Annotated in this window: 21 protein-coding genes and 3 tRNA genes; 12 read left to right on the top strand and 12 right to left on the bottom strand. The window is 64.5% G+C overall.

What is annotated here, in order from left to right; all coding sequences use genetic code 11:
- The first annotated feature begins 61 nt into the window (after nt 1-61).
- The 3 genes from P8192_RS11120 to htpX all read left to right on the top strand — a co-directional run bounded on the left by P8192_RS11120 (nt 62) and on the right by htpX (nt 3799).
- The gene (locus P8192_RS11120) at nt 62-1474 is read left to right on the top strand and encodes an FAD-dependent oxidoreductase (protein ID WP_278157095.1); all 1413 of its coding nucleotides are present in this window, start codon (nt 62-64) and stop codon (nt 1472-1474) included.
- A gap of 24 nt (nt 1475-1498) precedes the next feature.
- Nucleotides 1499-2836, top strand: a complete 1338-nt coding sequence (locus P8192_RS11115; RefSeq protein WP_278157093.1) for an MFS transporter — start codon at nt 1499-1501, stop codon at nt 2834-2836.
- 75 nt (nt 2837-2911) lie between these two features.
- Entirely contained in the window at nt 2912-3799 is an 888-nt protein-coding gene (gene htpX / locus P8192_RS11110; RefSeq protein WP_278157091.1) for a zinc metalloprotease HtpX, read from the top strand.
- A 90-nt stretch (nt 3800-3889) separates the two neighbouring features.
- Here htpX and P8192_RS11105 read toward each other — a convergent pair whose 3' ends face one another.
- From P8192_RS11105 to P8192_RS11090, 4 genes are all read right to left on the bottom strand, one after another.
- Nucleotides 3890-4399: a hypothetical protein gene (locus tag P8192_RS11105; RefSeq protein ID WP_278157089.1), complete on the bottom strand. Its 510-nt coding sequence runs from the start codon at nt 4397-4399 to the stop codon at nt 3890-3892.
- Nucleotides 4400-4432: 33 nt separating this feature from the next.
- Nucleotides 4433-4921 carry a YajQ family cyclic di-GMP-binding protein gene (locus tag P8192_RS11100; RefSeq protein ID WP_270107405.1) on the bottom strand — a complete coding sequence of 163 codons (489 nt, stop codon included), beginning with the start codon at nt 4919-4921 and terminating at the stop codon, nt 4433-4435.
- 199 nt (nt 4922-5120) lie between these two features.
- Nucleotides 5121-6107: a DDE-type integrase/transposase/recombinase gene (locus P8192_RS11095; RefSeq protein WP_278157072.1), complete on the bottom strand. Its 987-nt coding sequence runs from the start codon at nt 6105-6107 to the stop codon at nt 5121-5123.
- A gap of 85 nt (nt 6108-6192) precedes the next feature.
- Nucleotides 6193-6426 (bottom strand): hypothetical protein, encoded by a 234-nt coding sequence (locus P8192_RS11090; protein WP_278157069.1) that lies wholly within the window; start codon nt 6424-6426, stop codon nt 6193-6195.
- Nucleotides 6427-6598: 172 nt separating this feature from the next.
- On the opposite strand from P8192_RS11090, the gene P8192_RS11085 reads away from it, so the two are divergent.
- The 3 genes from P8192_RS11085 to trxA all read left to right on the top strand — a co-directional run bounded on the left by P8192_RS11085 (nt 6599) and on the right by trxA (nt 7732).
- Nucleotides 6599-6680 (top strand) — tRNA-Tyr (locus P8192_RS11085).
- A 126-nt stretch (nt 6681-6806) separates the two neighbouring features.
- On the top strand, nt 6807-7247 hold the full coding sequence (locus tag P8192_RS11080) for a FadR/GntR family transcriptional regulator (RefSeq protein ID WP_278157067.1): 441 nt from the start codon (nt 6807-6809) through the stop codon (nt 7245-7247).
- Nucleotides 7248-7327: 80 nt separating this feature from the next.
- Nucleotides 7328-7732: a thioredoxin gene (gene trxA / locus P8192_RS11075; protein WP_278157066.1), complete on the top strand. Its 405-nt coding sequence runs from the start codon at nt 7328-7330 to the stop codon at nt 7730-7732.
- On the opposite strand, the gene P8192_RS11070 is transcribed toward trxA, so the two are convergent.
- Nucleotides 7733-8734, bottom strand: a complete 1002-nt coding sequence (locus P8192_RS11070) for a DNA-3-methyladenine glycosylase family protein (protein ID WP_278157064.1) — start codon at nt 8732-8734, stop codon at nt 7733-7735.
- Between the two features lie 59 nt (nt 8735-8793).
- Between P8192_RS11070 and P8192_RS11065 the strand changes: the two genes are divergently transcribed.
- From P8192_RS11065 to P8192_RS11045, 5 genes are all read left to right on the top strand, one after another.
- Nucleotides 8794-10308 carry a cystathionine beta-synthase gene (locus P8192_RS11065; protein ID WP_278157062.1) on the top strand — a complete coding sequence of 505 codons (1515 nt, stop codon included), beginning with the start codon at nt 8794-8796 and terminating at the stop codon, nt 10306-10308.
- Between the two features lie 62 nt (nt 10309-10370).
- Nucleotides 10371-11543, top strand: coding sequence for a cystathionine gamma-synthase (locus P8192_RS11060; protein ID WP_278157060.1), 1173 nt, complete (start codon nt 10371-10373; stop codon nt 11541-11543).
- A gap of 283 nt (nt 11544-11826) precedes the next feature.
- Nucleotides 11827-13833, top strand: coding sequence for a DEAD/DEAH box helicase (locus P8192_RS11055; RefSeq protein ID WP_278157058.1), 2007 nt, complete (start codon nt 11827-11829; stop codon nt 13831-13833).
- Between the two features lie 139 nt (nt 13834-13972).
- Nucleotides 13973-14044: transfer RNA gene (locus P8192_RS11050), tRNA-Thr, on the top strand.
- A gap of 47 nt (nt 14045-14091) precedes the next feature.
- Nucleotides 14092-14168: transfer RNA gene (locus P8192_RS11045), tRNA-Met, on the top strand.
- Between the two features lie 202 nt (nt 14169-14370).
- Here the strand turns inward: P8192_RS11045 and P8192_RS11040 are convergent.
- Nucleotides 14371-14778, bottom strand: coding sequence for an IclR family transcriptional regulator (locus P8192_RS11040; RefSeq protein WP_431521179.1), 408 nt, complete (start codon nt 14776-14778; stop codon nt 14371-14373).
- A gap of 117 nt (nt 14779-14895) precedes the next feature.
- Here P8192_RS11040 and P8192_RS11035 point away from each other — a divergent pair, with 117 nt between their 5' ends.
- The gene (locus P8192_RS11035) at nt 14896-15402 is read left to right on the top strand and encodes a hypothetical protein (protein WP_278157054.1); all 507 of its coding nucleotides are present in this window, start codon (nt 14896-14898) and stop codon (nt 15400-15402) included.
- Between the two features lie 391 nt (nt 15403-15793).
- On the opposite strand, the gene P8192_RS11030 is transcribed toward P8192_RS11035, so the two are convergent.
- The 6 genes from P8192_RS11030 to accB are packed head-to-tail and all read right to left on the bottom strand — an operon-like array spanning nt 15794 to nt 22974.
- The gene (locus P8192_RS11030) at nt 15794-16543 is read right to left on the bottom strand and encodes an HD domain-containing protein (protein WP_278157052.1); all 750 of its coding nucleotides are present in this window, start codon (nt 16541-16543) and stop codon (nt 15794-15796) included.
- A 28-nt stretch (nt 16544-16571) separates the two neighbouring features.
- Nucleotides 16572-18569: an acetoacetate--CoA ligase gene (locus P8192_RS11025; protein WP_278157050.1), complete on the bottom strand. Its 1998-nt coding sequence runs from the start codon at nt 18567-18569 to the stop codon at nt 16572-16574.
- Nucleotides 18566-19492, bottom strand: a complete 927-nt coding sequence (locus tag P8192_RS11020; protein WP_278157048.1) for an HAD-IIA family hydrolase — start codon at nt 19490-19492, stop codon at nt 18566-18568. Before P8192_RS11020 ends, P8192_RS11025 begins: the two co-directional genes overlap by 4 nt.
- A gap of 7 nt (nt 19493-19499) precedes the next feature.
- Nucleotides 19500-21065 (bottom strand): hypothetical protein, encoded by a 1566-nt coding sequence (locus P8192_RS11015; protein WP_278157047.1) that lies wholly within the window; start codon nt 21063-21065, stop codon nt 19500-19502.
- Nucleotides 21062-22465 (bottom strand): acetyl-CoA carboxylase biotin carboxylase subunit, encoded by a 1404-nt coding sequence (locus P8192_RS11010; RefSeq protein ID WP_278157045.1) that lies wholly within the window; start codon nt 22463-22465, stop codon nt 21062-21064. Before P8192_RS11010 ends, P8192_RS11015 begins: the two co-directional genes overlap by 4 nt.
- On the bottom strand, nt 22462-22974 hold the full coding sequence (accB, locus tag P8192_RS11005; protein WP_278157042.1) for an acetyl-CoA carboxylase biotin carboxyl carrier protein: 513 nt from the start codon (nt 22972-22974) through the stop codon (nt 22462-22464). The genes P8192_RS11010 and accB overlap by 4 nt, the downstream gene beginning before the upstream one ends.

Below are 22974 nucleotides of genomic sequence, written 5' to 3'. Positions count from 1 at the left end.
GGGAGACGGGTGCCGTGCCGGGTACAGTGGAGGCGAACCTCACTGCATATAAGGATGGACCGTGACCGAAACCGCATCGACTCCCTCGCGCCCGCTGCGCATCGCCATCGTCGGCGCCGGCCCTGCCGGTGTCTACACCGCCGATCTGCTCACCAAAGCCGAGAAACCCTTCGAGGTGTCGATCGACCTGTTCGACCGCTATCCGGCCCCTTACGGGCTCATCCGCTACGGGGTGGCCCCCGACCACCCGCGCATCAAGGGCATCGTTAAAGCCCTGCACAAGGTGATGGACCGCGGTGACATCCGGTTCCTCGGCGACGTCGACTTTGGTCGCGACGTGAGTCTGGAAGATCTGCGCCGCCACTACGACGCCGTCGTCTTCTCCACCGGCGCCATTCGCGACGCCGAACTCGACGTACCCGGGGTGGACCTGGACGGATCCTACGGTGCCGCCGACTTCGTCAACTGGTACGACGGTCATCCGGATGTCAGCCGTGAATGGCCGCTGACCGCCCGCGAAGTTGCCGTCATCGGCAACGGCAACGTGGCCCTGGACGTGGCCCGGGTGCTCTCCAAGCACGCCGAGGACATGCTCGTCACCGAAATCCCGGACAACGTGTACGCCGGGCTGCGCGACTCCGCCGTCACCGATGTGCACATCTTTGGCCGCCGCGGCCCCGCCCAAGTGAAGTTCACCCCGCTGGAGCTGCGCGAGCTGGCGCATTCCCGCGACGTTGACATTGTGCTCTACCCGGAGGACTTCGAGTTCGACGAGGCCTCCGAGCAGGCCGCCGAGACGAACAACCAGATCAAGACCATGCTGGGCACCCTGACCAACTGGCTGATGGAGCAGGAAGAGCGCGACCCAGCCCAGGCCGCTTCGCGTCGACTGCACCTGCACTTCCTGCAGCAGCCCGTGGAAATCGTGGGGGAGTCTGGTGCCGTCACCGGGATCCGTATGGAGCGCATGCAACTCGACGGCACCGGAAACGTCACCGGCACCGGCGAGATCCTCGACTACCCGGTTCAGGCCGTGTACCGGGCGGTGGGCTACTTCGGCTCGCCCGTGGCCGGGGTGGAGTTCGACGAGACCCGCGGCGTGATCAAGAACGAGGAGGGTCGGGTGCTCGACGACGCCGGTACTCCGGTGCCCGGAATCTACACCTCCGGATGGATCAAGCGCGGCCCGGTGGGGCTGATCGGACACACCAAGTCCGACGCGTTGGAGACCATCACCCATCTGCTGGCTGACGCCGAGCACCTGTTCACTGCCGCTGAGCCGTCTGAAGCCTCCATCCTGCAGCTGTTGGAAGACCGCGGTGTGGAATACACGACGTGGGAGGGTTGGCTGGCCCTGGATGCCCACGAGCAGTCCCTGGGCCAGGAGCGCAGCGAGGCCGGGCCGGTCCAGCGCGAGCGTGTGAAGGTCGTGGAGCGGGCCGAGATGGTGGAGATTTCCCGCAATCTCGGCTGACCCCACCTGAGCTAGGCTGAAGCGGTGCCCCGCTTCCTCGCCGATATCACCCCGCTGAAAGTCAGCCGCGACTACCGGCGGCTCTGGGTGGGCAATTCGCTCTCGGCGGTGGGCACCCAACTGACGCTGGTCGCGGTCTCGCTGGAGATCTTCGCCCTCACGGGCTCCTCTGCTTATGTCGGGCTGCTGGGCGCGTTCGCCCTGGTGCCGCTGGTCATTGCCGGGCTCTACGGCGGTGCGGTGGCCGATCACCTGGATCGACGCAAAGTGGCACTGGCCTCATCGTTCGTGCTCTGGCTGACGACGGTGGCGATCTGCGCGCACGCCTGGATGCAGATCGACAACATCTGGATGCTGTACGGACTCATCGCATTGCATTCCGGAGCCTCCGGCATCAACCAGCCCACCCGAGGCGCCATCATTCCGGCTCTGGTCGGGCCCACCCTGTTGCCTGCAGCCAACGCGCTGAACATGCTCACCTTCTCGGTGGCCATGATGGCCGGACCGCTCGCGGCGGGCGTACTGGTGGCCTCCATTGGTTATGCCTGGACCTACAGCATCGACGCCGTCACGTTCCTGTTCACCCTGTATGCGGTGTGGAAACTGCCCTCGATGCCGCCCGAGCAGGACCCAGCCCGAGCTGGAGAGAGGCGCTCGCGGATGGTGGGCCTGAGCTCGGTGTGGGAGGGGTTCCGGTTCCTGGGGACCCGCAAGAACCTACGCATGACGTTCATCGTGGACATCATCGCCATGGCCACCGCCTTCCCGCGCGCTGTATTGCCTGCCGTCGGCGCGCTGCTGATCGGCGTCCAGGTCACCGGGTCGACCTCCGGGGCCGGCGACGGAGCCGAAGCAGCCACCGGCATGCTGCTCGCCGGCATCGCCGGGGGAGCCTTCATCGCCGGACTCTTCTCCGGGACCTTCACCCGCATCACCGCTCAAGGCCGGGCGGTGTACTGGTCCATCGTGGTGTGGGGACTGGCGATTGCTGGGTTTGGCGTGGTGGTCTGGCTGGGTGTACGCCAGGCAGAGCTGGGAGCGCCGAGCGCACTGTTCTTGTGGGTGGCCGCGCTGATGCTCGTGATTGCTGGTGCCGCAGATTCGGTGTCCGGGATCTTCCGCAACACCATCCTGCAGACCGCCACCCCGGATCACCTGCGCGGCCGACTGCAGGGCGTCTTCATCGTGGTGGTGGCCGGTGGCCCTCGCATCGGGGAGATGCTCACCGGGGCCGTCGCCGGTGGTGTCGGTGAATCCATCACCATGATCTCCGGCGGGATTCTCTGCGTCATTGGTGTGAGTATCGCCGTCGCCGTCGCGCCCGGGTTCTTGCGCTATGACTCCCGGCACCCAGTTGCTTGACAGATTTACTGGGTAGAATTTTGAAGCAAAGGCGTTGAGAATTGCCTCCCCGGTCGTGTCCAAGGAGTGAAGCGGATGCACACACACAACAACCGATTTAAGACGGTGCTGCTCTTCGGCGTGATGTTCGCCCTGCTGTTGGCGATCGGCGGTGTGATTGCGTACTCGACGAACACTCCGGCGTTTATTTTCGTCTTCGCTGGTATCGGTGTGGTTTCGACCGCGGTGAGCTACTGGAACTCCGACAAGATCGCGATTCGCGCGATGCAGGCCTACCCAGTGACCGAGCAAGAGCAGCCCGAGATGTACCGCATCGTCCGTGAGCTCTCGGACAAGGCCGGTCAGCCGATGCCGCGGCTCTACGTTTCACCGACGGAATCCCCGAACGCTTTTGCCACCGGCCGCAATCCGCAGAACGCGGCGGTGTGTTGCACGGAGGGGATTCTGCGCATCTTGAATGCCCGTGAGTTGCGTGGTGTGCTCGGTCATGAGCTGATGCACGTCTACAACCGCGATATCCTCACCTCCTCGGTGGCCGCAGCGGTAGCCGGGGTGATCACGTCAGTCGCACAGTTCTTGCTGTTCTTCGGCGGTGGCGGACGCGATCGCAACGGCGGGCCGCTGGCCATCATCGCTCTGATTGGTATGTCCTTGCTGGCGCCACTGGCCGCAGCCCTCGTGCAGACAGCGATCTCCCGCTCACGCGAGTACGATGCTGACCAGGACGGCGCAGCACTGACCGGAGACCCGTTGGCACTGGCGTCGGCACTGTACAAGCTGGAGCACGGCGTTCAGGCTGCCCCGCTTCCGCAGGACAACCAGAAACTGGTCAACACCGCGCACATGATGATCGCCAACCCCTTCCGCATGAAGCCTCAGGCATGGTTTTCCACGCACCCGCCGATGGCTGACCGTATCGGCCGTTTGGAACAGATGGCCCGGTCGCGGGGCCAGCTGGAGTAATTCTCACCAACTCAGCTGAACTGACAGAAACGATTCGACCCCCAAGCCCATCGATGGGTTTGGGGGTCGACTGACGTCTCGTACGGGAGGCTAGGAAGCCTGCCGCGAAAGGTTCTTGACAACGGATGCCCAGTGCTCAGCGAGATCATCTTTGATGGGTGCTTGCAGGAGATCATCGCGCTGCGACTGAGCACGCTCGAGCGATGCCGTCATCTTGGCCTCGGCAGCTTTGCGCTGCTCGGAGAGCTTCGTCAGGCGCGCCTGGTAGGCGTCCGTCCGGGCGGCGCCGAACTGCGGGGTGGGATCGGGCAGTACGGCCAGCTGTTCGGTGAGATCCCGTTGCTGGCTGCGGCCGTCGTCCAGCAGGTCAGGGGCCTCTAAGGTGCGAACGTAGCCAGCGGCCACGATGAGCCCGCGCCCGGTGGGAATGCCGAACCGCAGCGCCGCGCGGAGCACGCGCTCCATGGTCACGGTTTCTGGTGCGGGCTTCCACTTCAGGGTATCCAGCGATTTCCGCTCAATTTTGCGCCGCACGAGGGCGCGGCCCACCGACATCGAATTCTGGTAGACGGTGCCATCGGCATCCAGCAGGTAGAGCACGAGGTGTCCCTTCTCGTCAGGTGGGGCAGTAGGTCAGCGGAAGTTGATGAACTGCAGTGCGGCGTCTTCGAAATCCTTCAGCAGGGAGATCGTCTCCTGCAGGTCATCGCGTGACTTGGACGAAACGCGCAGCTCGTCGCCCTGGATGGTGGCTTTGACGGATTTCGGGGCCTCATCGCGGATGAGCTTGGAGATCTTCTTGGCCGTCGGCTGGTCGATGCCTTCCTTGATGGCGGCCTCGATCCTGTACTCCTTGCCCGAGGCGAAGGGCTCACCGGCGTCGAGGGACTTCAGCGAAATATTGCGCTTGACCAGTTTGGACTGGAAGACGTCGAGGACCGCCTTGACGCGCTCTTCTGAGTTGGCCTTCATCAGAATCTTCTCGCCGGAGAAATCGACTTCGGCGCCGACACCCTTGAAGTCGTAACGCTGTGCGATCTCCTTCTGTGCCTGATTCAGCGCGTTGGAGACTTCCTGCGAGTCCACCTTGCTGACGACGTCGAATGTTGAATCGCTGGCCACAGATCCTCCTGGGTCGAATGGTGACGGCACGGTTGTACCGCGAATATTTCAGACTCAGCCTACCGGCACCCGCCCCGGCTGCGACATGACGGAGCGACGCTGATCACCCCTGGGCCGGGTCGATCGTGGTGCCTCATCGTCAAGTCCCCGGGAAATCCCTCGTGCCTCATGGAAAAGTCCCCGCGAAACGGTGTAGTGGTTAGGCGCTGCGAGCTCGGCGTTGATCGATCTTGATCCATTCCGCGTCTGGCATGGCCGCAGCGGCCGCATATTCCAGTTCGCGTTCTAGCCGCCGGGTGGGTTCTTTCGCGTTCTCGATCAAGCGTTGCTGGATCGAGGTGATCTTACGAGCGATCTCAACGACGTTTAGTGAGGCTTTATACGCGGCGAGCTCGGCTTCTTGGGCCGGGCTAAGCACGCCCGCGGCTAGGAGTCGGTGATACGGCGATAAGGGCTTGTCGTAGACCCGTTTCCGGCGGCCAACCGCATCAGTGGTGTAGCCGATGGGTTTCTTCGTGGGGGTGTAGTAATTCAGCCGGTCACACACCAATGGCCATAACTGATTCAACAGCTCACGTTGATGAGGGGTGTCGTACCGGTAGTAGAACCCGTACCGGCGCACGAGATGGTTGTTCTTCGACTCAATCGTGGCTTGATCATTCTTCTGATAAGGCCGTGAACGGGTATAGAAAATCTTCTTCTGAGCGCTCCATCCCAGCACTTCATGGTTGATGAACTCGCTACCGTTATCGGAATCGATTCCGGTGACCATGAACGGGACTGCTTCGAGGAACTTCTCGAAAGCAGAGACGATGTGGGTCTGGGAATTGTTCTTGATCGCGGTGGTGAACACCCACCCGGTGTACATGTCAGTGAAATTCACCGTGCGAGCGAACTCGCCCTTCAGGGTGGGGCCGCAATGAGCGACGGTATCGACTTCGAAGAATCCTGGTTCAGCTTCGATCTCGTCACCGGCTTTACGCACACTGATCGAGTTTCGTAACAGTGCCCCGGGCTTCGTGGCGGATTTACCTCGAATCGGGTCTTGATCCCGCAGAGGTTTCAGATGCCGGTCAATGGTCGCGGCTGAAATAGTGAGCAGTTCATCACGGACGTGCTGGCTGTATCGGTCCTGGCCATAGACGAGATCACCGGTGGCTTCCATAGCGTCTAACCAATCAACCATCGACGCTGCGAGGTATTTGCCGCAGATACCGCCAGCAACAGCCCACACGCGTTGCAAGATTTTCAGGCAGTCATAGGAATACTTACTACCCCGGGTTCTTCCGTCGATCGATGACCGCAACGGTAGCGGTGGCTCGTCCTGGTGGTTGGCGAAGACGCCGGCGTAGTTGTTGACGGGCGTGGTCTCGGTTCCAGCCAGTGATTTCCACGACCTTATCGAGGATCCGTGATTTGTCCTTTTTGCTGGCTGCTTCATACGCTTTGGCGTATTTCTTCGTGATCTCGACTCTGGTCGCCAACGAGACATCCTTATCGGGCATACCCCATCGTTGCCGATACCTGGACCCGGAGGATTTGCCGGGGACTTTTTTATGAGGCACGGCCCCTTGCTACGCGGGGACTTTCCATGAGTCTCGTCGACGATTCGAAAAAGAGGACCGGATCGGGTAACCTTTTATCTCGTTCGTCTTCTGCTTGTTCAGAGACGGCCGCGGCAGATTACCCGAGCGGCCAAAGGGGGCTGACTGTAAATCAGCTGGCATTGCCTACGGGGGTTCGAATCCCTCATCTGCCACGGAATACGGTAGTGAACACCGGGGAAGGCTCCGAGCACCAGCTCGGAGCCTTTGCTGTATCTCCGCACTCGCGTACGGCACCATATCCGTGAATTCCGCCGAGAGGCTGACATGGAGTTGAGCTTGTGAGACGAGAACGCCGGGCCGGTTCAACACACTCCGCAGTACACGGACCCACCCGGTCGCGCTCGGAGGAAATGCTGCGCTACCTACGCAGCCAAGTTGTCAGCGGTTCCTGGCCCGTCGGCTCGCGAATTCCCACTGAACCGGAACTGAGGGAGACCCTGCAGGTGGGGCGCAGCGCGGTGCGTGAAGCGGTGCAATCTCTGGTGGCCCTGGGTGTGCTGGAACCTCAAGTGTCGCGCGGGACTTTCGTTCGGGCCCAGACCCCCTCGGGGCGGCTGCTCACCGATTATTCTGGTGCACTTTCGGCAGCGATGATGAACCTGCCGACGCCGGGGCAGTTCCACCGCGCAGTGGTGGCCGCCGCCCGGCTCAGCGCCGAACACGTGGACCACGACCTCGTGGTGAGCGCACCGCAGGAAGAGTCCGGCACCTCCGAGTGATCTGCTTTGGTCTCGTGCGTGTTCGCTGCCAGCGTTGATTCCCGGTATCGTTGCGCGCTCTGCTTCGTTAGGCTGAACACATGGCAACAGTTGATATCACTGAAGCAGAGTTCGAGACCACCGTCACCGACAACGACATTGTTTTGGTCGACTTCTGGGCAGATTGGTGCGGGCCGTGCAAGCAGTTCGCTCCCGTCTACGACCAGGTGTCCCAGGAGCATGAGGACGTCGTGTTCGCCAAGGTCGACACCGAGGCGGAGCGTGGCCTGGCCGCCGCAGCGAACATCACCTCCATCCCGACGCTGATGGCGTTCCGCGAGAAGGTGCTGGTGTACGCCCAGCCCGGCGCGATCAACGCTCAGCAGCTCGAAGAGCTGGTCAGCAAGGTCAAGGAGCTGGACATGGACCAGGTCCGCGAACAGATTGCCGCCCAGCAGAACGCCGACGAGTCCGGTGCTCCGGAAGGCGCCGACCAGCAGAACTGATCAGCGGTCGCGAAAATCCGTGGGCGCCAGCCTCGGGCCGAACCGCTGAAACCGCATTCCGCCGGAGAGCAGCAGGCGCACGACCCGGTGACGATGACCGCGGAAGGGCTCGAGCAACTCGAGCATTCCGGTGTCATCGGTGCGTCGCCCCGTCAACGCCTCACCCACCTGATGGGCGAGGTGATAATCACCCACCGAGACCACATCTGCCGCACCGTGTGTGCGCTGCAGAGTCTCCGCCGCCGTCCACGGGCCGATCCCGGGGACGGCGGTGATCGTTAACGCCAAGCGGTCCACCGGTTCTGTTACTGCGAGGCGTTCCAGGGCGGACGCCCGTTGAGCCACCTGGAGCATGGTGCGCGACATCGCCGGCTGCACCCAGCCCTGGTGCCAACGCCAGGAGGGGATCAGTCGGACCTGTTCGGGATCCGGTGGCACCCGGAGTCCTTCGGGTACCGGCCCCGGGGCGGGTTCGCCTGCGGCGCGCAGCAGCCAGCGCCAGCCGGCGCGGGCCTGATCGTGGGTGACCTTCTGTTCCAGTACCACCGCGAAGAGCTGCGACACCAGGGCGCCGGTGGCCGGAAAGCGCAGCCCCGGACGCCGTCGTCGTGCCTCAGGTACCCATTCGGGGAGCAACATGCGCCAGTGTTTCTCTCGCTGTAGCCGCTTATCAAATTCTGCCCAGGCGGCCAGGGCTTGCGCGTCGACACCGAGGAGAATCTCGGCCCTGTCCAGCAGTGCCTCCGCCGTGCTGGGGTCCGGACTGTACGCCTCGAGTTCCACCTCAGCATCCAGCCGAGTCCGGGAACGGAGGTGCACGCTCACGGGCACGCCACCGTGGCGCAGCCCCATCCAGAGACCCTGCTCGGTGAGGCGGAACGCGGGATCGCCGGTGCCGCGCTGCAGGGGACGCAACGTGCGAGCCACATCGAGCGGTGCGGCGGGGACGAGCGTGCGGTGCGTGCGGGCGATGTTCGCTGGAGGATGATTGTTGCGATTCATGAGCAGATCAGCACCATGGTATTCCTGTTTCCCCCGTCCCTGCCGGTACCGTGGACACCATGAACTACGCCGAGAACGTCCTGGATCTCATCGGCAGCACCCCGCTGGTGAAACTGAACTCCGTGGCCCGCGATGTGGCCCCCACCGTGCTGGTCAAGCTGGAGTATCTCAACCCGGGCGGATCCATCAAAGACCGGATCGCGCTGAAGATGATTGAGGAGGCCGAAGCCGAGGGCAAGCTGGCCCCCGGCGGCACCGTCGTCGAGCCGACCTCCGGCAACACCGGCGTGGGACTCGCCATGGTAGCTCAGCAGAAGGGTTACCGCTCCGTGTTCATCACCCCCGACAAGGTGGGGCAAGAAAAGCGCGACGTGCTCAAGGCCTACGGTGCCGAAGTCGTCGTGACCAAAACCTCGGTGGCCCCGGACTCCCCGGACTCCTACTACGGGGTGGCCAACCGGCTCGAAGCCGACATTGACGGCGCCTACCAGCCCAACCAGTTCTTCAACCCGGCCGCACCGCAGTCGCACTACGAGTCCACCGGACCGGAAATCTGGAACGACACCGATGGAGCCATCACCCACCTGGTGGTCGGCGCGGGCACCGGCGGCACCGTGACCGGCACCGGACGCTACCTCAAAGAGGTTTCCGCCGACCGAGAATCCGGGCCGGTGCGTGTGGTGGTGGCCGACCCCGATGGGTCCATCTACTCCGGGGGAGAGGGCCGCCCCTATTTCGTGGAGGGTGTGGGCGAGGACATGTGGCCGGGCAACTACGATCCGGCCGTCCCTGACGAGATCCACGCGGTGAACGATGCGGAATCCTTCGCGATGACCCGCCGCCTGGCCGCTGAAGAAGGGCTGCTCGTGGGCGGCTCCTCCGGGATGGCGGTCGTCGCCGGTCTGCGCGCGGCTCAGGACCTCGGGCCCGACGACATCATGGTGATCATTCTCCCGGATTCCGGCCGCGGCTACTTGGGCAAGATCTTCTCAGATTCCTGGATGGACACCCAGGGGTTCACCGTCGAGCACGCCGAGACACCGGTGCCCGACACCCTCGGCTCCGCCTACCGCGATGGAGGGGCGGCCGACCCGCGCACCCAGCCCCAGGGTGCCGATGCGGGAACCTCGAGCGCCCACCTGTTGGATTCCGTGGCCGGGCTGCGCATCGGCGACATCGTGGCCGAGAAGGGTACTTGGTTGCCGGATTCCCTGCCCTCGGTGGTCTCCGCAGTCAAGACCACCACCGTGGCCGAGGCGCTCTCCACTATGAACCGCTACGGGATCGACGCGATACCCGTGGTCTCCCAGATGCGCGATGATCTGCGCGTTGGCGAAGTGTTGGGCTCCGTATCTTCCGCTGGGCTCGCCGAGCGGGTCCTGCACGGCACCGCCCGTCCCGAGGACGAGGTGCTCACCCACGCCGACGCCGCACTGCCGCAGGTCTCCGTGCACGCCACCGCAGCGTCGGTGTACCCGGTGCTGCGCTCCGCCGGCGCGGTGATGGTGGCCCACGACGGCGTCATCCAGGGCATCCTCACCGTTCACGACCTGGTGGCCCGCCTGGGGGAGTGACCCCCGCCTCCCCATCGCCCGTCCCGACCGACGTCACCGCCGCAACGAAAGGCACCGCAGAGATGACTGAGAACACCCCCACCACCGGCTTCAACACCCGCGCCATCCACGCCGGGCAAGACTTCGAACCGATCACCGGAGCCGTGGTTCCGCCCGTGCACCTCTCCACCACCTATGCGCCCGAGAAGATCGGCCAGCTGCGCCAGGGCTACGACTACGGCCGCGGCACCAACCCCACCCGGGACTCGCTGCAGGCCCAGCTGGCGGCTCTGGAATCCTCGAAAGAGAGCGCCCGGGCGTTCACCTTTGCCTCCGGTCTGGCCGCCGAAACCGCACTCATCATGGGCGTGGCCGAGCCCGGCGACCACATCGTCATGGGCAACGACGTCTACGGCGGCACCTACCGGCTGATCAACAAGATCCTGGGGCGCTGGCAGATGACCCACAGCGTCGTCGACATGGGCGACCTGGCCGCCGTAGAGAAAGCACTGGCCGCGAAGAAGACCAAGATCCTGTGGCTGGAAACGCCCTCCAACCCGATGATGAAGATCTCGGATAATTCCGCCCTCGCCGAGCTGGCCCACGCCGCCGGCGCCCTGCTGGTGGTTGACAACACCTTCGCCACCCCGTACCTGCAGTTGCCGCTGAGCCTGGGCGCCGACGTGGTGGTGCACTCGACGACGAAGTACATCGGCGGCCATTCCGACGTCGTCGGAGGAGCTGTGGTGGTGGAGGATCCGCAGTTGGCCGAGGCCGTGCAGTTCCAACAGTTCGCCGCCGGCGCGGTGAACGGCCCGCTGGACGCCTACCTGACCACCCGCGGGCTGAAGACCTTGGGGGTGCGCATGGATCGCCACGTGTCCAACGCCGCCCAGATCGCCGACTGGCTGACCTCCCAGCCCGGCGTGGAGCGGGTTCTCTACCCGGGACTAGCCGACCACCCCAACCACGAGCTGGCCGCGCGTCAGATGTCCGGCTTCGGCGGAATGGTCTCGGTGCAGTTCACCGGGGGAGCGGCTGCCGCGCGCAGCGTCGCCGAGCACACCCGCCTGTTCCAGCTCGCCGAATCCCTGGGCGGCATCGAATCGCTGATGAACTACCCGGCCGAGATGACCCACGCCTCGGTCGCCGGCACCGAGCTGGCCGTGCCGGACAATCTGGTGCGTCTCTCCGTGGGCATCGAGGACGTCGCCGACCTCATCGACGACCTGGATCGGGCCCTGAAACAGGTGTGATTGCTCACGTGCGCGGGCCCCGGGTACGGGGTCCGCGCGGATGTGACGTACACTGGAGGAGTACTGAGACCAGATCCGGTCTATCCCCCACACCGTTTGCCGCAGAAAAACTGCGTCCCGTGGGTGTGCCTGTGAAGCGCTGAGCGTCAGCGTCAGGGAAGTGAAAGTAGCACGATGTTGGACCGTGCACGCAGGGATGTCGCCGGAAGATCACCTCAGGTAGATGACCATCCGAGCACGCTCCCAACATGCTGTGCGCTGCGACCCCTGATGAGGAAAACTCGTGTCCGAAAACACCCCTGTCACCACTGACCCCACCACCGAAACCGCCGAACCAGCCGCATCGACCGAAGCAGTCGAAACCGCCGAGAACACGGCGAAGAATACGGCGACGCCGTTCACCGAGCTCGGCCTCGACGGCCGCGTGCTGGCTGCGCTCGAGGATCTCGGCTATGAGACCCCCTCGCCGATCCAGGAGCAGACCATCCCGCTGCTGCTCGCCGGACGCGACGTCGTGGGTCTGGCCCAGACCGGCACCGGCAAGACGGCCGCCTTCGCGCTGCCCGCCCTGTCGCGGCTGGCCGAGACCATCGACGTCACCGGCCCCGGAACCTCGCCGCGCATCCTGGTGCTGGCGCCCACCCGCGAACTCGCCCTGCAGGTTGCCGAGGCCTTCACCTCCTACGCCAAGCACCTCGACAACATCTCCGTGGTGCCCGTCTACGGTGGCGCCCCCTACGGCCCTCAGCTGGCCGGCCTGCGCCGCGGCGCCCCCGTGGTCATCGGTACCCCTGGCCGTGTGATCGACCACATTGAGAAGGGCTCCCTGGACCTCTCCGCGCTTGACTACCTGGTGCTCGACGAGGCGGACGAGATGCTGCGCATGGGCTTTGCCGAAGAGGTCGACAAGATCCTCTCCGCCACTCCCGAGGGCAAGCAGACCGCGCTGTTCTCCGCCACCATGCCCTCGGCGATCCGCCGCATCACCGGTAACTACCTCAACAATGCCGCCGAGGTGCGCGTCTCCGCACAGTCCACCCCGGCCACCAACATCCGCCAGCGCTACCTGCAGGTCACCGGCCCGTGGAAGCTCGAGGCGATGACCCGCATCCTGGAGACCGAAGACCACGACGGCGTGATCGCCTTCGTCCGCACCCGCAACTCCACGGAGGAGCTCACCGCCAAGCTCAACGCCCGCGGATTCCGCGCGGCTGCGATCTCCGGTGACATCCCGCAGAACCTGCGCGAGAAGACCGTGGAGAACCTGCGCTCCGGTGCCGTCGACATCCTCGTGGCCACCGACGTGGCGGCCCGCGGTCTCGACGTCGAGCGCATCAGCCACGTCATCAACTACGACATCCCTCACGACGTCGCCTCCTACGTGCACCGCATTGGCCGTACCGGCCGCGCCGGGCGCAAGGGTGACGCCGTGTTGCTGATGACCCCGCGCGAGAAGTACCTGCTGCGCGCCATCGAGAAGACCACCAAGCAGACGGTCGAGCAGATCCAGCTGCCCAGCGTCGACGACGTGAACACCTCCCGGCTCTCCCGGTTCGCCGAGGAGATCACCAGCACCCTGGCTCAGAGTGAGGAGGGATCGCTGTCGGTGTTCCGCGACCTCGTGGACCGCTACGTGGACGAGCACGACGTGCCCGCCGCCGATGTGGCTGCCGCGCTGGCCAAGATCGCCCAGGGCGGCAAGTCGCTGCTGGCTGAAGAGCCGGATCTGCCTCCCATGCGCGGTGGCGCCGGCAAGAACGACCGCAACGATCGTGACGGTCGTGGCTCCCGCGGACCCAGCCGTGGCCCTTCTGAAGGGAACGCCACCTACTGGATCGCCGTGGGTCGCAAGGACCGCGTGCAGCCGGGCAACATCGTGGGCGCCATCGCCAACGAAGCCGGCATTAGCGCCCGCCAGATCGGTGGCATCGACATTCGCCCGACCCACTCCCTGGTGGAACTGCCTGCAAACCTGAGCGCCCAACAGCGCGAGGCACTCCAGCACGCCACCATCAACGGTCGTCCGTTGCAGCTGCGCCTGGACTCCGGACGCCCCACCCGCGCCGAGCGTGGCGGTGACGATCGCGATGATCGCGGTGGCCGCGGCGGCTACACCAAGGGCGGCTACAAAGGCGGCCGTGGCGGCTTCAAGGGCGGCTCCGACAACAACCGGCGAGACGACCGCCGCGGAGACTCTCGCGACGACGCTCGCGGGGGATATGGCGAGGGCCGGAAGAAGAAGGATCGCTGGTCCTCCTCCGACCGCAAGAGCCGTGATTCGCGGTACTGATCTTCGCGTCTGAGGGCGCGAAAAAACTGAAGATTGACCTGGATGAGCACCGCTCCATCCTGGCGTGAGAGAGGTCACCATCACGGGCCCGTTCTCAATTTCACATCCGTGTGAATCGCTGGTAAAGTCTTTCTTCGTTGCCCCGATAGCTCAGTGGTAGAGCGCAGTCTTGGTAAGACTGAGGTCCCGGGATCGATTCCCGGTCGGGGCTCTGAAATGAAGAGCCCGCGCGCATCCCGCGCGGGCATTTCATTTCGTGGCGGTGTAGCTCAGCTGGTTAGAGCGCACGACTCATAATCGTGAGGTCGCGGGATCGAGTCCCGCCACCGCTACCAGGCGAAATGAAGCCCCGGATCGCATCAGTGGTCTGGGGCTTCTGCTGTCCGGGGTCCGCCGGGGCGGGTGTTCTACTGGCCGCGGCAAACGCGAGGTAGTACAGATGGCGGTCGTTCCTGCTTTTTGGCTGTCGTTGCGGCCGCTCCTTTAGGACCGTCATAGTCTCGGAGGTATTCGGCCGAACGCCGAACGATGTGGCGATTAGATACTTGAGCGCACGGTAGCTGCGACCTCAGCGAGCATGCGGATCATTGGGTTAAATCTGGTGTGAGGTAGCCGGGAAGACGGAGCCACCACGCTGAGTGCGGCCACCGTTCGCTGGTGGGAGTTCTGTATGGGAACGCTTATCGCTGAGATGCCTTCGGTGCTCTCTTCGCGAGAAAGGGCATAGCCTCGGTCCCGGCATCGTTTGAGCTCTTTGAATAACGCCTGCAGATCAGTTTCGGTATGCGAGGTGAGTGGTTTCAAACCCACTGGGAACAGATCGATCAGTTCCTTCTGATCCAGATGAGCCACCTGGATTTTCCCGCCCGCCGTGGCGTGGTCAGACATTCGCACGCCAACTCGCGGGCTTGCCCGGAGCGCGCGGGTGGACTCCACGCCGTCGATGAAGAGACTGCTGAAGGTTGAGTTGACCCCGGGGTTGATGCCGCCAGGCGACGGCTTTGTGGTGAACTAGTTCGTATTCAATCTGGGTCAGGTTACCTAAACGACGTTGTCGACGCTTTGAACCGTCCCTGGTTCTGTGCCGCTCCCCGCATAGAAGCGGCACAGAACCAGGGACGGTTCAAGTCGAAGAACAACCATCTCGTGCGCCGGTACGGGTTCTACTACCGGTACGACACCCCTCATCAACGTGAGCTGTTGAATCAGTTATGGCCATTGGTGTGTGACCGGCTGAATTACTACACCCCCACGAAGAAACCCATCGGATACACCACTGATGCGGTTGGCCGCCGGAAACGGGTCTACGACAAGCCCTTATCGCCGTATCACCGGCTCTTAGCCGCTGGAGTGCTTAGCCCGGCCCAAGAAGCCGAGCTCGCCGCGTATAAAGCCTCACTAAACGTCGTTGAGATCGCTCGTAAGATCACCTCGATCCAGCACCGATTGATCGAGAACGCGAAAGAACCCACCCGACGGCTAGAACGCGAACTGGAATACGCGGCCGCTGCGGCCATGCCCGACGCGGAATGGATCAAGATCGATCAACGCCGAGCCCGTAGCGCCTAACCACAACACCGTTTCGCGGGGACTTTTCCATGAGGCACGAGGAATCATTTCCCGGGGACTTGACGATGAGGCACCACGGAACGGGGTGCTTTATCTCGGCGTGCCATCACAATGACTGACCTGCCCATCGTGACCGTTAGACTGGAGTTATTCACTTGCCCCATCAACGGACAGGCCTGCCCGCATGGACTTCATCCTCGGTGTTCTCTTCATCCTGGGAGTGTTCATCGCGTTCGGGGCGCTTGTCTTCGGTGTCATCACTGTCGGAGTGGCGATCAGCAGGCGTCTTCGGACCAGGTGCCTGAATCAATGATCCGATGGTGAGGAGTCGAAGGGGCATCATTATCATCTACGTGATCCACCGGCAGTCCAGCGACTTTCGTAACAGGGCCTAGCTCAGGCGCGTTCGCAGAAGTGCTTGATGGCGATCCAAGTCTTGGCGGGCCATCTGCACCGCTGCCTCAGTGATCAATTCGGGCACGAACCGGCGTTCCACGTCATCCAGGTACGTCGTGACGTCCAATCCCGTCCATTGAGTGGATAACGCGATCCCGGGTCCGTCGAAGCGCCAGAGCCGGTCGGCGTCCCTGACCAGCGCGTCCTCGAGGGAATAGGCAACGAGGCGAGTGTCATGTCCGTCGATGATCGTGCAGACGCGCTCGACGAACGCCTGATCATATCCCAGGCTGGGCAGGACGCGGCGGGCGACTTTGCATCCTTCGACTTCGTGCTCGAAGCGAATGAGCTGCTTCCTCCAGTCGCCCCCGGACCTGAAACCTTCGGAGATCACCCGTGACTGGTCCACATGAGCCCATCCGGTGTCATGGAGGATGATCGCCACCATGACGAGCTCGCGGTCGGCCTGCGGGTAGGCATCGCACAATCGGGCGGCATAGGCCGCGGAGATGGGCAGGTGAATGTCGTTGGCCCGTGCTCGCAGCTCCGGCTCGATAGCTCTCCACAGCCGGTCATCACCAGTGGCGGGAGTCAGAGAAATCGGTCCCGTGGCAACCGGACCGCGGGCAGGTATGGGCCGGACGGGGAATTCCGTTTCAAAGGCCATCGCACGTGGGTCCTCCGCGTGGGCTTGCGGGTCCACGGCCATGCGTGTGGCGATCTCCTCCGAAATCTCAGGTGTCATAGGGTGTCCTCTTCAGCGTGGGGAGTCATCAATCTCGAGGTTGCCGGGCTTGGCGGATGAACCAGTCGAGGGCTTCTGGGTTGGACAGGGAACTCGCGTTAATCACGTCCTCCGGGCGGTGGCCCAAGAACAGCCGCTTGATCGGTACCTCGATCTTCTTGCCCGCATGGGTAACGGGAATAGCTGGCGCCTCCAGGACCGTGTCGGGCACATGCCGAGCGCTGGTATGAGACCTGATGGTGGTGGCGATCCGCGTGATCAGCTCCTCCGAAAGAGTCGCCCCCTCTTTCAGCACCACGAACAGCGGCATGTAATATCCGCCGTCCGACTCCTCGACGCCAATCACCAGTGAGTCTGCGACCTCCTGGACGTGTTGGACGGCGTTGTAGATGTCGGCGCTGCCCAACCGGACACCCTGTCGGTTGAGCGTTGCGTCGGAGCGGCCATGCACGACGAATCCGCCCCAGTCGGTTTCGGTGATCCAGTCACCTTGAGTCCAATCTCCGGGGAATTTGTCGAAGTAGGAGCTACGGTAGCGGGACCCGTCCGCGTCACCCCAGAAGGACACAGGCATGGAGGGCATGGGGCGCGTGACAACCAGGTCGCCCACCTCGTTGATCACCGGATCTCCGGCCTCGCTCCGTGCTTCGACCGCTACACCGAGCAGAGGCCCTTGGAGGTATCCGAGTCGAACCGGCTCCAGCGGATTGGAACCGATGAATCCCGAGCAGATGTCCGTGCCGCCGGTATCTGATCCCAGATGCACGTCGGACTTCACCTCATCGTGCACCCACTTCCAGGTCGATTCGGGCAGGGGCGAACCGGTGGAGAGAATGGCTCGAAGCCGAGACAGATCCCACTGCTGTCCGGGATACACTCCGGCCTTCTGCACCAGACTCAGGTAGGCGGCACCGGTGGCGAACATGGTGGCTCCCGTGTGAGCGAGGATGTGGAACTGTCGGTCCTTGCGCTGATAGGTCGGAGAACCCGCGTACGTGACGACAGATGCGCCGACCATGAGGTTGTTGACGAGGGTATTCCACACCATCCACGACGTGTTCGCGACGACGTAGTAGAGGTCGCCGGGGCCCATGTCCTGATTGAGTCCGCACCCCTTCGAGGCCTCCAGCGCCATGCCGCCGTGGCTGTGCACGATGCCCTTGGGCGCCCCGGTGGTACCGGAGGAGAACAAGATCCACAGCGGATGGCTGAATGGCACGCGGAGAAACTCAGGGTCGACGGGGGACGCCGTGAGCCCAGCAAAATCCAGGACTTCGTAGCCGAGATCGTCAGCAGATAATTCTAAGTTGAGTTTGTTGACCACGATGGTGTGTTTGACGCTTGGCAGTCCCGCACGGACGTCCGCAAGATGCTCGAGCCGTTCGAAATCCTTGCCGTTGAATTGGTACCCGTCGGCGGCAATGAGGACCGTCGGCTCCAGCTGCGCTAATCGGTCCAGGGTGGCCTGGGCGGACAAATCGGGCGAGTTGATCGTCCACACCGCTCCGATGGAGGCCGCTGCAAGCAGGCCGATGATCGCTTCCGGGATGTTCGGCAACACGGCCGCCACACGGTCACCCGGGCGGACGCCGAGAGACCGCAGCTGCTGCGACAGGGCCCCGACGCGGCCGGCGAGCTGGCCCCAGGTGATATCGTGGCGGGTGTCCTGCTCGTCGATGTCGACGATGGCGGGCACATGGACCAGCTCGGGATCATTCGCGTGGCGCAGGACGTTTTCGGCGAAGTTCAGGGTCGCACCGGGGTACCAGGTGGCCCCGGGCATCGTTTCATCGGCCAGAGCGGGACCGTCGAAACCATCACCGATGATCTGGAAGTACTGTCGCACCGAGTCCCAGAAGTCAGACAGCTCCGACACCGACCAGGACCACACCTCGCGGTAGTCCGAGAGGGCGACTCCGCGGTGGGTTTCGACCCACCGCATGAAATCCGTCAGGCGGGCCTCGTCAATCTGCTCTGCTGAGGGGCTCCACGTCATCGGGGGCTGTGACGTATCGGTGGTGCTCATGAGTTCTCCGTCCGGCTGGGTGTTGTACCAGCGCGCAACAGGTGGGCGAGTTCGTCAAGTGAGTCCAGGATCAGATCGGGCCGCCGTTCGGGATTGGCATGTTCGGCCTCCTGGCGCGAGTGCGTCCCGGTCGTCATCAGCACCGCGGTTGCACCGTGTCGAACCGCCATCGAGGTTTCCAGCTGCAGGTCGTCTCCGACGATCAACAGTTCTTCCGCGGTGGCACCGGTGCGGGCGCAGATCGCCTCGAAGGCTTCCGCGGAGGGCTTGCCGAGCACCCGGTAGGGGTGACCGGTGACGTGGGAGAGGCCGGCGGCGATGAAACCGGAGACGCCGACGTTCAGCCGGTGGTGGGAAGCGAACGTGGGAGCGTCGGAGGTGGCGTACAGCGTGGCGCCGGCCAGGACGGCCTCGGCCGCGGCCACGATCTTGGACCGGCCGAACTCGGTGTCCCAGCCGATCACGACGGCGGCGACGTCACCGGCTCGACCGGCGATTGCCTCCTCAACGGCGACCAGCTCCACCCCGTGGGTGGTGAACGTCTCGATGACCCCGGGGCCGCCGAACGCGAGCACGCGTCCGCCCGGGTAGCGCCGGGCGATGGTTTCGGCCGCGACGACGGCCGGGGTCATCACCTGTTCATCGGTGACCTCGAGCCCGAGTTCCCGCAGGGTCCCGGCGATCGCGGATGGCGTCTGGAATGACCCGTTGGTGAAGCACACGAACCGGCGTCTGGTGGCGCCCACGGCCTTCAGTGCCTGCGCGGCTCCGGGCAGCAGGGTACCGCCGTAACCACCGGGCTGGTCGGCCAGCAACAGGCAGCCGTCGATATCAAACATGACGCCATGTGCGCGGGAGATCCGATCGGCCAGATCCTGCGTGATCGCTGACGAGCTGGGCGGTGTGTTCAGGGGCGTGGTCATGACGGCGTCACCTTCCGGATTCGTGGCGGGTGGGCGTGGTCGGGGATGTCCGCCGGAGGCGCACCTCCTGGCTCCCGCGGCGTACATGCAAGGACTTCCAACGCGGCAGGGTGTTGACCGCCCGAATGAAACCCTCCAGGGAGTCGACCCGGCCAGCGGTAGCTGCGCTGCTCCACGTCGGTGCCGGTCCGGCTGACCGGACGGACTCCAGAACATTCGGCGCCATCACTAGGCGCAACAGCAGCTCCTCATCCGCCAGATCACGCCCGGCCTTGCGGCTCTGCTCGTCTCGAATCTCCTCGAGTGTGCCGCTGTGGGCCGGCTCGAAGTGCAGCTCCTTGGCCCGGGACAGGGACTCGACCTTTTCTCGCACGGCCGGGTCGATCTCGCCCGCCGGGGTGCCGAAGTGTCCGAGAACGAAGCGGACGACCTCGTCCGGGATTCGACTGTAGCGCTCCTGTCCGCCTTGGACGGACAGCACGTTCATCAGCGCCTGGCTGCCGACAAACTGGCTGAAGGGGGTCACCATGATGGGGTAGCCGAGATCGGCCCGCACTCGGCCCGATTCCGCAATGACCGCCGGCAGCACCGACTCCATCTTCAGCTCCTGGAGCTGGCGCTTGAGCGTGCCCATCATCCCACCCGGCACCTGGTGGATGTGCGGGGCCAGATCGTAAGGCATCACCTCGCCAGCGGGCAGCCCCTGAGAGGAAGCGATGCGCTCGATGATGGCCGTGACGCGGCTTAGCGCGTCCCGGTCGACGTCGTGGGGGATCCCGGCAGCCTCCAGGTTATCCAACACGGAGACCAGACCCGGCTGGGCGGTGCCGTTAGACAGGAACCCGATTCCGGTGTGCAGGGCGTCCACCCCGAGCTCGGCGGCCAGGACATAGTTCTGCGGAGCTTCGCCGGTGGTGCAGTGTCCGTGCAGTTCCAGAGGCTTGCCGGTGACGACCTCGCGCAGCGCCGGCACCAGGCTGGCCACGCGGTCCCGGGTCAACAGCCCTCCGGGGTCTTTGAGATAGACGGCGTCGATGTGCGCATCGGCGGTGAACTGACGGGCAGCCTGGACGTAGCTGGCGTCGGTATGCACCGGGGACTCGGTGAAGGTGGTGGCCGCCACGACCTGGGCAAACCCTTCCTCTTTCGCCCACCGGGCGACGGTGGTGACGGCGTCGGAGTCATTCATCGGGTCCGCGATCTGGATCCTGGACAGCCCGTGGCGGGCCATCAGCCGCAGCGCCAACCGCATCACGGTCTCCGAGGCCCGTTCCCAGGACATGAAGCGCATGCCGGTGGTGATCGCCGACAGCCGCAGGTCCCCGGTGGCAGCGTGCATGCGCGATATCCGCTCCCATGGATCTTCCCGGTGGGTTTTGGCACCCATGAGCAGGTTGGTGGAGCTGGTGAAATCGATCGCCTCGAACCCGACGTCGGCCAGATCAGGGCCGAGGGCTTCGACCATGCCGGTCGTCAGGCCGGTGGCGCCCCACAGCGACTGGTTTCCGTCGCGCAGGGAGGTGTCGACGAATCGGATGGGCTTCCGCACGGGTACGGGGTCGGTGGTGGTCATCGGACAGCCTTTCGGGAGTCTGAGGTGGCCGGGGCGTGCTCGTCCCAGAACGGGCCGAACCAGGTGGTGGGCACAGCTCCGGCCCGGAAATCGGGGTGATCCAGCACCTGCTCGTGCACTGGCAGCGTGGTGGCCACCCCCTCGATGCGGGTGCGTCGAACGGCGGAGAGCAAGGCGTCGACGGCGGCGGAGCGGTCATGGGCTCTCACGATCATTTTCGCCATCAGGCTGTCGTAGTACGGCAGGAACGTGTAGTCATCCCGCAGAAGCGTATCCACACGGATCCCGGGACCTCGGGGCCAGGACACCGAGGCAATCCGTCCCGGCGCTGGACGGAAATCCAGGTCGGGGTCCTCGGCGTTGATGCGGACCTCGATGGCGGTCGCCGCCGGGATGGCCGACATCTCCGGCAACTGTGGGTCGAGCCCCAGCGCCAAACGCAGCTGGGCGGCCACCAGATCAATGCCGAAAGCCTCTTCCGTGACGGGATGCTCCACCTGGATGCGAGCGTTGACCTCAAGGAAGATGATGTCCTCTGACTGCGTGTCCACCATGAACTCAACGGTCCCTGCGCCGCGATAGCGCAACTCGCGCACCAGGGCCCGAGACGAGTCATGCAACACTCGACGGCGGTCTTCCGAGAGCCCGGGTGCCGGGCACTCCTCGATGAGCTTCTGGTGGCGACGCTGCACCGAGCAGTCTCGGTCGCCGAAGATCCGCACCCCGCCGTCGCCGTCGCCGAAGACCTGGACCTCCACGTGCCGGGCGGCCCCGTAGTAGCGCTCGACGTAGAGGTCGCCGTTGCCGAAGGCGGCGACGGCTTCCGCGGCGGCCTGCGGAGCCAGCTGCACGAGAGTTTCGGGGTCGGGTGCCAGCCGGATGCCGCGACCGCCGCCCCCGTAGACCGCTTTGACCAGCAACGGGTAGCCCACGGCGTCGCCGAGGGAGCGGAGCTGGGCGGCATCGTGTGGATCGAGCACCGGCTCGGCGGCGGCGACCGGCACACCGGCGGCGATGGCGACCTGGCGGGCACTGGATTTGTCCCCGACGGCACGCAGCGTCTCGGCCCGCGGCCCTGCGAAGGCGATGCCCTCGGCCTCCAGCATCTCGGTCAGCTCGGGCTGTTCGCTGAGGAACCCGTAGCCGGGATGGACCACGTCGGCGCCGGACTGCAGGGCCGCCTGTGCCACGAATTCAGGCCGTAGATAGGACTGGGCGGCCTGAGGCGGGCCGATGACGACGGTTTCGTCCGCCAGCTGGGCCCCGACCGAATCGCGGTCGGCCTCGCTGACGGCCAGCACCGCCCGAGCGCCGATGCGGTGGGCCGCCTCGATGATGCGGACGGCGATCTCACCGCGATTGGCCACCAGAACAGTGGGCGCTTTCTGCGGCTGGCTCATGACGTCTCCGGGATGATGTGCAGCAGATCCTGGCCGTATTCGACCGCCTGCGCGTCGGCCGCCGCGAAGGATGACACCACACCGGCGACACCCGCCTGAACGGGGTTCATCAGCTTCATGACCTCGATGATGCCGACCGTCGAGTCCGCCTCGACCCGGTCGCCTTCCGTCACGAAGGGCGGCGCGTCAGGGGAGGGGGAACGGTAGAAGACCCCCACCATCGGTGAAGAGACGGCCGTTCCCTCGGAAGCAGCCGAGGCCGTCTCGGTGTCGTGAGCGGACGGGGCGGCGGCCGCGGCGTTGGAGGTCGGGACCGGAGCAGGATCCGCTGGCGCGGGTGTCGGTGTCTCCGCCCGATTCCGTGCCGGTGCATCGGGCTGAAGCTCATCCCGGGACATCCGCAGGGACACCTCGCCGTAGTCGATCGAGACGTTCTCAAAGTTCGATCCGTCGAGCTCCGCGACCAGCTTCACCAGCTCGTCCCAGGTCGGTGTGGTGATCTCGGCCAT

This window comes from Citricoccus muralis (assembly GCF_029637705.1).
GTDB lineage: Bacteria > Actinomycetota > Actinomycetes > Actinomycetales > Micrococcaceae > CmP2.
Note: the sequence above shows the minus strand (reverse complement) of the source record. Positions and strands in the feature narration are given on the sequence as shown.